The following is an 8,577-nucleotide window of genomic DNA, read 5'->3' as shown; positions in this document are numbered from 1 at the left end:
GGTCGGTGCTGGCCGCGTCCCGTGAGCCGTCGTACGTGGCCACGCTGCCGCCGCCGGCCTTGGCCTGGTACATGGCGATGTCGGCCCGGCGCAGCAGCTCGGTCAGGTCGGCGGTGCCGGCCCCGGCCACCACCACACCGACGGAGACCTCGACGGACATCCGTACGCCGGCCACCTCGGCCGGCGCGGCCAGCCGCTCGGCGATGTCCCGAGCCTGGCGGAGCGCGTACGCCGTCGGGGCGGTGCGGTCGTCCACCACCGGGACGGACGTCAGCAGCAGTGCGAACTCGTCGCCGCCGAGCCGGGCCAGCAGGTCACCGGAGCGACCCAGGGTGTCGAGCCGGTTGGCGGTCAGCCGCAGCAGCTGATCGCCGGCGGCGTGCCCGAGCGTGTCGTTGACCTCCTTGAACTGGTCGATGTCCAGCAGCAGCAGGGCGACGGGATGGTCGTGGGCGAGCTGCCGCAACGCCTGGTCACCCCGGCTGAGCATGGCCGCCCGGTTGGCCAGGCCGGTCAGCGGGTCGTGCACCGCCTCGTACGAGGAACGCGCGGTGACCAGCCGAAGCTCCCGGTGGGTCGCCGCGTCGTGCAGGGCGGCGGCCAGCGCGTCGGCGAAGGCGGCGAGAGCGTCCCGTTCCCGCCCGGTGGGCGGGGCCGTGCGGGGGAACCGCACGCGCAGCCGACCGACCCGCGTATCGCTCACCGACAGGTCTCGGACCAGCTCCTCCGGGGCGGGCTCGTCGTCCTCCGGGGGCGCGATCTCCCGGTCGACCACCTGGCCGCCGGGGTCCGCCCGGTAGCGGCGCCATCGCCCGTCGCCCCGGACCACCTCCACGTCGGCGATCTCCGCCTCGAACAGCGTCAGGGCACCGGTGACGCCCGCGGTGGCCACACCACGCTCGTCGAGCTGGTTGAGCGCGGCCGTCGCCTCGGCGAACGACCGCCAGGTACGCCGCTCACGCTCGTCGCGCAGCCGCTGCCGGTAAGTCTGTTGGAGCAGCCACAGCGGGGCGGGCAGCAGCAGCAACCACCGGGGGTCGAGCTCGATCAGCACCACCACGAGCAGGCCGAGCACCACGTTGCCGACGAACATCAGCAGCTTGCCCCGCAGCGCGGCGAGCAGCGGGCGCCCGATCGGCATCCCGTGCCGCAACGCCAGCATGACCCCGCCCAGCCATGCGCCGGCCAGCAGGTAGGTGACCGCTCCGGCGGCGACCGCGAGCGCGAGGGCCGGGGTCGGGGTGGCCAGCATCGGCTGACCCAGGGCGGTGGTGACCGACACCGCGAGCGCGGTGGCGGCGGTCTGCGCGCCGGCGATGCGGACGACGTCCCAGGTCGACCGGCCCTCGTCCACCACGGACAGCGCCGTCCAGGCCAGCGCGACACCGATCAGCGTCGCGGCGGGCAGCCAACCGGGCGGTACCAGGTAGAGGCTGACGACCAGCGCCGCCTCGCCCCAGGTGATGCTGACCACGCCGGCCGCGGCCCGGAACCGCAGCCGGGCCAGCTGCGACAGGGCGAACGCGGCGACCGCGATGCCGAACCGGGCCAGGCCGCCGAGCGGATCGTCGGCCGGCAGCCGTACCGGCAGACTCAGCCCGACCACGGCGGCAATCAGCGCGGTGCTGACGACGGCGGCCGTGAGCAGGTGAACCCGGAGTGGCGTACCACGGCCTGGGTGCCGGTCGAGCGAATGACCGGCCCTGCCGGAGGTCACCGACCCCCTCCCGCCGACCGGGGACAGGACACGCGGAGGGCGAACCCGACTGCGATGGTCATCGGCGCCCCCTCCCGCGCACGGCTCGGGGGACTTCTGGTCCCCCGGCGGAAGGCTAAGCCAATCCGGATGGTCGCAACAGGGGGCGACCATCCGGTTCGACGTGAATCATGCCCCGATCAGCCGTCGCGGCGCTGCTCGCGCCCGTTGGGAACCTCTCCGGATGAATCCCTCATCACGGTCCCATCTGTCGGATCAGCGACCGTCCGGTCCGCGTTGCCCGCCTCGGCGGCGGGCTCCTGACCGGGGAACCGGTCGGGCAGCCGGCGCAGCCGGGCGTTCATGTTGCGGATCAACAGCACGGTGGCGGTGCCGAGGACCAGGATGAGGAACAGGCCCATCGGCCCGGCCAGGCCACCCGTGCGGGTGTCCCCGAAGTTGTTCTGGGCGAGCACCTGGGCAGCGGTCAGCATGGCGTTCCTCCGGAGTGCGGTGTGTGACCAGGGTAGCCCGCCGCCGGATCAGCGGGCATGGGCCGTCTCGCGTACGCCGGCGAACAGGTCGGACTCGGGCAGCGGGCTGTCGACCATCGACCGGACCAGCTGGAAATCCTCCGTCGGCCAGGCGTGCTGCTGCAACTCCATCGGCACCTGGAACCAGAAGCCGTCCGGATCCACCTGGGTGGCGTGGGCACGCAGCGCGTCGTCGCGGACCGGGAAGTATTCGGCGCACTCCACCCGGGTGGTGATCCGGGGGCCCTTGTCCGGCCGGTCCTCCCAGCGGGTCAGCCACTCCGCGTACGGGGACTCGATGCCGGTGGCCAGGATGGCCTCGTGCAGCGCCAGGATCTTGCCCTTGGAGAAGCCGATGTCGTAGTAGAGCTTCAGCGGCTGCCACGGCTCGCCCAGCTCGGGGTAGCGCTCCGCGTCGCCGGCCGCCTCGAAGGCCGCCACGCTGACCTTGTGGCACATGATGTGGTCGGGGTGCGGGTAACCGCCCTCCTCGTCGTACGTGGTGACGACGTGCGGGCGGAACTCGCGCATCAGGCGCACCAGCGGGCCGGCGGCCACCGCGACATCCTGCAGGGCGAAGCAGCCCTCGGGCAGCGGGGGCAGCGGGTCGCCCTCGGGCAGGCCGGAGTCGACGAAGCCCAGCCACGCCTGCTCGATGCCGAGGATGGCCCGTGCCGCGTCCATCTCCGCCCGCCGGATGTCGGCGATGTTGGCCCACACGTCGGGCCGGTCGAGCTTGGGGTTGAGCACGCTGCCGCGCTCGCCACCGGTGCACGTCACGACCAGCACGTCCACCCCCTCGGCGACGTACTTCGCCGTGGTCGCGGCGCCCTTGCTCGACTCGTCGTCGGGGTGCGCGTGGACGGCCATGAGTCGAAGTTGTTCTGCCAAAGCTGGCGCTCCTCGTCTCTGCCCACCGGCGGACTCGCCCCTGGGCCAACCGTTGACCTGCCGGAATTCTCCCTGTCGCGGTACCGGCCCGGGCCGGCCTGTCATATTTGACACCAGCCATATCTGGCACCGAGTCGGGCAGGGATGACGGACCTCTGCCATTCTTGCCGATGCCGCCGACAACAACGCCAGGGAGATACCCGCCGGTGACCGAGACGCACGCCACACTTCCATCGGACACGCCGGTGTTCCCACCCGGCCGATACGGCCGCCGCCGCGCGCCCGATCGCCGCCGGCCGGTGCTGACCGCGCTGCTGGCGGTCGCCGTGGTCGCGGCGCTCACCGTCATCTCGGTCAAGCTCTACCGGCAGTACGGCGACCCGGCGTACGACGTCCAGGTGATCTCCTACAGCGATATCACGGCCACCCAGGTGGTGGTCGACTTCCGGGTGAACCTGCCGGACGGCGGGTCGGCGGTGTGCGTGCTGCGCGCCCGGGACCACGCCGGTGCCGAGGTGGCCCGCGAGGAGGTGCCGGTGACCGCCGAAGCGGGGCAGCGCCACATCACCGTCCGGCACCGCCTCGCCACCAGCGCCCGGCCGTTCATCGGCGAGGTCGTCCGCTGCCGACCGCCCGCCTGAGGCCGCCCGCCGCAGCGCGCTGACGCGGCCGCTGGCCGACGCTGAGGCGACTGTCGAGCGGCCGCCCTGACCGTGCTTCCTCGGCGCCCGGGACGTGATCGCCGACACTCCTTGTCGCACCGCACTGGTAACTTAAGGGTTCACCTGTCAGCCAGCACGCACAACCGAGGAGGACCGCCTGTGTCCAATGGCAACGAGGCGCCCGCCACCTGGCTGTCCCAGGACGCGTACGACCGCCTGAAGGGCGAGCTCGACGAGTTGATCGCCAACCGGCCGATCATCGCCGCCGAGATCAACGCCCGGCGCGAGGAAGGCGACCTGCGCGAGAACGGCGGCTACCACGCCGCCCGCGAGGAGCAGGGCAAGGCCGAGGGGCGCATCCTCTACCTGAAGGAGCTGCTCCGCACGGCCCAGGTCGGCGAGGCGCCGACCGTCGACGCCGTGGCGCCCGGGATGGTCGTGACGATCTACTTCGACGACGACGCCGACGACACAGAGACCTTCCTGCTCGGCTCACGCGAGATCGCCTCGACCACCGACCTCACGGTCTACAGCCCCGAGTCGGCCCTCGGCCAGGCGATCCTGGGCGGCAAGGCGGGCCAGGCCTGCACCTACACCGCGCCCAGCGGCGCGGACATCAAGGTGACCGTGGTCAGCTTCGAGCCGTTCTCCGGCTGAGGCACGCCGCCGGCGCGACGCCATCCGCGGCCGGCCGCCCCCACTCGTGCAGAGGCGTGACACCGCAGGGTGTCACGCCTCTTGCGCGATGGTCACCTGGTAACCACTGGCCCGCAGCGCACTGATCAGCATGTCGGAGTGCTCGACGCCCCGGGTCTCCACCGACAGCGCCACCTCGACCTCGCCGAGACGCAGGTGCGGGTTGGCCCGCTGGTGCTCCACGTCCACCACGTTGGCCCGCTGCTCGGCGATCTCGCTCAGCAGCGAGGCGAGTTGCCCGGGCCGATCCGAGCAGCGCACGGTGACCCGCAGGTAGCGGCCGGCCGCGGCCAGGCCGTGCTCGATCACCCGCAACATCAGCAGCGGATCGATGTTGCCGCCGGAGAGCACGGCCACCAGCGGGGTTTCCACCTGGACCGCCCCGGCCAGCAACGCCGCCACACCGACCGCACCGGCCGGCTCCACCACCTGCTTGCCGCGCTCCAGCAGCATGAGCAGCGCCCGCGAGATGTCCTCCTCGGTGACGGTGACGACCTCGTCGACGAGCTTGCGGACATGGGTGAAGGTGATGTCGCCGGGGCGGCCGACCGCGATGCCGTCGGCGATGGTGGCGAAGGCGGGCAGGCGTACCGGCTCGCCGGCCACCAGCGACGGCGGGAAGGCCGCCGCGCCCGCCGCCTGCACCCCGATCACCCGGACGTCCGGGCGAAGCGCCTTGGCCGCCACCGCCATGCCGGAGATCAGCCCGCCCCCGCCGACCCCGGTGACGATCGTCTTCACCTCGGGGCACTGCTCCAGGATCTCCAGCGCCACCGTGCCCTGCCCGGCGATCACGTCCCGGTGGTCGAACGGGTGGATCAGCACCGCCCCGGTGCGTTCGGCGAACGTCTGTGCCGCCACCAGGGACTCGTCCACCGTGGCACCGACCAGCTCGACCTGGGCGCCGTACCCCTTGGTGGCCGCCACCTTGGGCAGCGGCGCGTTCACCGGCATGAAGACGGTGGCGTGCGTGCCGACCAGCCCGGCGGCGAGCGCCACCCCCTGCGCGTGGTTGCCGGCGCTCGCCGCGACCACGCCCCGGGCGCGTTCCTGCGCCGACAGCCGCGAGATCCGCACGTACGCGCCGCGCACCTTGTACGACCCGGCCCGTTGGAGGTTCTCGCACTTGAGCCAGGCCGGGCCGCCGAGCGCGGCGCTGAGCGGCCGGGAGGGCTCCAGCGGGGTGGTGCGGGTGACCCCGGCGAGCAGCTCCCGCGCGGCCCGCACGTCGTCCAGGCTGACCAGTTCCGTCATGCCCCGATGGTGCCACCCGTCCCGCCGGAGGCGGTCGGCGGCGGGGTGCCCGTCGGGCCGCCCGCGATCGGCGACGGCCCGGTCGGGCTTCCCGGCGCGGCCACGGTCATGCCGGGCAGGATCGGGCCGGCGGGCATCCCCCGCGAGATCCGGGCGGTCTGCGCGGCGGAGATCCGGTGGATCAGCACGATCAGCGACACCCCGGCCACCGCGCAGGCCAGCGTGGGCACGAGGTACGCCCCGGCCGACGAGGCGTAGTAGTCGGCGTACGCCTCGAAGTCGGCCGCGGTCTCCGGTGGATACGGCAGAGCCTCGTACTCCGCGACCGAACTGGTGAGTCGATCCGTGAACAGGTACGCCAGCCAGGCCGCCCACCAGACCTTGACCAGCCACGGGGTGCTCAGCCGCCAGAGGCTGTCCCGGGCGATGTTCGCCACCACCCGGTAGGGCACCACGAAATTGACGAACGGCACCAGCCACCCGGCGATCGCCCATCCGTCGGAGAGGGTGGGCCCGGCGCCCGGGAAGGCGTTCAGGTTCATCCGGGCCCGCCAGCTCCAGATGATGACGAGCACGACGGCCGCCAGGAACGCCGCGCCGTGCGCCACCCCCGCCGTGAGTTCCAGCAGGCCAGTAATCAGCAGGAACTGGTCGCCGTCGGCCGTGGTCGACGCCCGGTGCGCGACCAGTGCGTTGACCGGCTGGATCGCCAGCGTCAACAGGAGTGCCAGGGTGGTCGCGCCCACCGCGACCGCGGCGGCGCGACCGATGCCGTGGACCGGCCGGACCCGGACACCAGGGTGCAGCGCGGGAGAACCCGCCGGGGTACGGCAGGTCGGACATTCCATGGTGCGTACGTCGACGTCGGCGTCGCAGGTGTGGCAGCGCATGACCCTGGGTCCTCCCGGGAAGTGGCACCGGGAGCGTAGATGATCACGCGCTGGCCGGCGACCCCGTTCCGACGCGCGGGTAACCCGGGGCGTGCCGTGGCCACGGGGCCTCCATCTCGAACTGGCCGGCGACGCCGAGCAGCAGCAGTTCCGAGCCGGGCGGGCCGACCAGCTGCACGGCCAGCGGCAGCCCGTCCGGGCGGCGGCCCACCGGCACCACCAGCGCCGGCAGGCCGGCGATGTTCCACGGTGCCGCGTACGGGGCGTACCGGATGTTGGTCAGCATGTTGGCCTGCCAGGACCGGGCCGACCAGTTGGTGGCCGGCGGCGGCGCGGCCGCTAGGGCGGGGGTGAGCAGCAGGTCCACCGAGTGGTCGGCGAAGAATCCGATCGACCGTTCGCGCCAGGCGAGCCGGTCGGCCTCCCGGACGTACCCGCGTCGCCACGCCCATTCGCCCAGCGCGACGTGCCGGCGGCTGCGGCGTTGCAGGCTGCGCCGGTCGACCCCGACGGCGCGCACGTCCGCGGCGGCCGCCGCGAACCAGGTGGCGATGCCCTGCAACCCCAGGGCGGTCGGATAGACGGGATCGGCCGGCACGGTGTCGTGCCCGGCCGCGGCGAGCAGCCGGCCGGCGGCGGCGACCGCGTCCCGGTTCGGCGCGTCGGGCGACACGCCGCGCACCGGGGAACGCAGCGACACGCCGACCCGCAGCCGCTGCGGCGGGACAAGCTTCTCCTGGGCCCGGCCGGCGAGCACCTGGAAGCCGACGGCCGCGTCGGCGACCGTGGTGGCGAGCATGCCGTGCTCGGTCAACCCGAACCAGTCCTCCGCGCCGAGCTGGCAGGGCACCACTCCCCGCCCCGGCTTCAGGCCGACCAGGCCGCAGCAGGCGGCCGGGATGCGGATCGAACCGAGTCCGTCGTTGCCGTGGGCGATCGGCACCAGCCCGGCGGCCACCGCCGCCGCCGCGCCGCCCGACGAGCCGCCCGGGGTACGCCCCAGGTCCCAGGGGTTGCGGGTGACCGCCGTGTCGTCGTCGGTCACCCCCCAGAGGCCCAGCTCGGGCATCCGGGTGACGCCGAGGATCACCGCACCGGCCCCGCGCAGCCGGCGGACCACCTCGTGGTCGGCCTCCGCCACCGCGGTACGCATCGCGGCGGAGCCGTTCCAGGTGGGCGTGCCGGCCACCGGGGTGTTCTCCTTGACCGCGACCGGCACCCCGGCCAGCGGCAGGTTGGCCAGGTCCTCCTGCTCGTCGACCTTCTCCGCCTCGGTGACCGCCGCCCCGCCGCGTACCGCGCGGAACGCGGCGAGGTCGACGTCGGCCTGAGCGACGTGGTCGAGGTGGTCGGCCAGGACCTGGGTGGCGGAGACGTCGCCCCGCCGTACGCCCCGGGCGATCTGTTTTGCGGTCGCCCCGACCCAGGTCGGCATGATGTCCTGCACGGCCATCCTCCCCAGCCAGCGGTCAGCCCAGCGCCTGCTCCAGATCGGCGAGCAGGTCTTCGACCGTCTCGATGCCGACAGACAGTCGCACGAGATCGCCGGGAACTTCAAGCGGCGAGCCGGCAGCACTCGCGTGTGTCATCCGGCCCGGGTGCTCGATCAGGGATTCCACCCCACCGAGCGACTCGGCGAGCACGAAAAGCTTGGCCCGGTTGCAGATCTCGACGGCGTGGTCCTCCCCACCGGCGGCCCGGAACGAGATCATCCCGCCGAACCGGCGCATCTGCTTGGCCGCCACCTCGTGCCCCGGGTGCGAGGGCAGCCCCGGGTAGAGCACCTGACCCACCTTGGCGTGCCCGTCCAGGTACGCGGCGATCCGCTCGGCGTTGTCGCAGTGCCGATCCATCCGTACACCGAGGGTCTTGATGCCGCGCAGGGTCAGCCAGGCGTCGAACGGGCCGTTGACCGCGCCCATCGCGTTCTGGTGGTAGCGCAGCTGCTCGCCGAG

Annotated in this window: 9 protein-coding genes; 2 read left to right on the top strand and 7 right to left on the bottom strand. The window is 73.1% G+C overall.

The window, feature by feature from the left end:
• The 3 genes from AB0M52_RS26205 to mca all read right to left on the bottom strand — a co-directional run.
• The coding region (locus AB0M52_RS26205; RefSeq protein ID WP_363958826.1) for a GGDEF domain-containing protein at positions 1 to 1,648 on the bottom strand (1,648 nt) is incomplete at its 3' end.
• Positions 1,649 to 1,896: 248 nt separating this feature from the next.
• Positions 1,897 to 2,190: a hypothetical protein gene (locus tag AB0M52_RS26200; RefSeq protein ID WP_363958824.1), complete on the bottom strand. Its 294-nt coding sequence runs from the start codon at positions 2,188 to 2,190 to the stop codon at positions 1,897 to 1,899.
• Positions 2,191 to 2,238: 48 nt separating this feature from the next.
• Positions 2,239 to 3,120, bottom strand: coding sequence for a mycothiol conjugate amidase Mca (gene mca / locus AB0M52_RS26195; RefSeq protein WP_363958821.1), 882 nt, complete (start codon positions 3,118 to 3,120; stop codon positions 2,239 to 2,241).
• A gap of 206 nt (positions 3,121 to 3,326) precedes the next feature.
• Between mca and AB0M52_RS26190 the strand changes: the two genes are divergently transcribed.
• Both AB0M52_RS26190 and greA read left to right on the top strand, forming a co-directional pair.
• Entirely contained in the window at positions 3,327 to 3,761 is a 435-nt protein-coding gene (locus AB0M52_RS26190) for a DUF4307 domain-containing protein (RefSeq protein WP_363958818.1), read from the top strand.
• A 180-nt stretch (positions 3,762 to 3,941) separates the two neighbouring features.
• Positions 3,942 to 4,439 (top strand): transcription elongation factor GreA, encoded by a 498-nt coding sequence (gene greA / locus AB0M52_RS26185; protein ID WP_093406432.1) that lies wholly within the window; start codon positions 3,942 to 3,944, stop codon positions 4,437 to 4,439.
• A gap of 72 nt (positions 4,440 to 4,511) precedes the next feature.
• Here greA and ilvA read toward each other — a convergent pair whose 3' ends face one another.
• The 4 genes from ilvA to AB0M52_RS26165 form a co-directional block, all read right to left on the bottom strand.
• The gene (ilvA, locus tag AB0M52_RS26180) at positions 4,512 to 5,732 is read right to left on the bottom strand and encodes a threonine ammonia-lyase (protein WP_363958815.1); all 1,221 of its coding nucleotides are present in this window, start codon (positions 5,730 to 5,732) and stop codon (positions 4,512 to 4,514) included.
• Positions 5,729 to 6,622: a DUF4328 domain-containing protein gene (locus tag AB0M52_RS26175; RefSeq protein ID WP_363958812.1), complete on the bottom strand. Its 894-nt coding sequence runs from the start codon at positions 6,620 to 6,622 to the stop codon at positions 5,729 to 5,731. Before AB0M52_RS26175 ends, ilvA begins: the two co-directional genes overlap by 4 nt.
• Positions 6,623 to 6,665: 43 nt before the next feature.
• Positions 6,666 to 8,075 (bottom strand): amidase family protein, encoded by a 1,410-nt coding sequence (locus AB0M52_RS26170; protein WP_363958809.1) that lies wholly within the window; start codon positions 8,073 to 8,075, stop codon positions 6,666 to 6,668.
• A 16-nt stretch (positions 8,076 to 8,091) separates the two neighbouring features.
• Positions 8,092 to 8,577: PLP-dependent transferase (locus AB0M52_RS26165; protein WP_363958806.1), on the bottom strand; the 486-nt coding region annotated here is incomplete at its 5' end.

The sequence above is a fragment of the Micromonospora sp. NPDC051296 genome, assembly GCF_040682255.1.
In the GTDB taxonomy this organism is placed as follows: Bacteria; Actinomycetota; Actinomycetes; order Mycobacteriales; family Micromonosporaceae; genus Micromonospora; species Micromonospora craterilacus.
Note: the sequence above shows the minus strand (reverse complement) of the source record. Positions and strands in the feature narration are given on the sequence as shown.

Excerpts from the sequence above, each read along its gene's own strand:
- AB0M52_RS26200 (WP_363958824.1), bottom strand. The coding sequence starts at position 2,190 with ATGCTGACCGCTGCCCAGGTGCTCGCCCAGAACAACTTCGGGGACACC.
- ilvA (WP_363958815.1), bottom strand. The coding sequence starts at position 5,732 with ATGACGGAACTGGTCAGCCTGGACGACGTGCGGGCCGCGCGGGAGCTG.
- AB0M52_RS26175 (WP_363958812.1), bottom strand. The coding sequence starts at position 6,622 with ATGCGCTGCCACACCTGCGACGCCGACGTCGACGTACGCACCATGGAA.
- AB0M52_RS26170 (WP_363958809.1), bottom strand. The coding sequence starts at position 8,075 with ATGGCCGTGCAGGACATCATGCCGACCTGGGTCGGGGCGACCGCAAAA.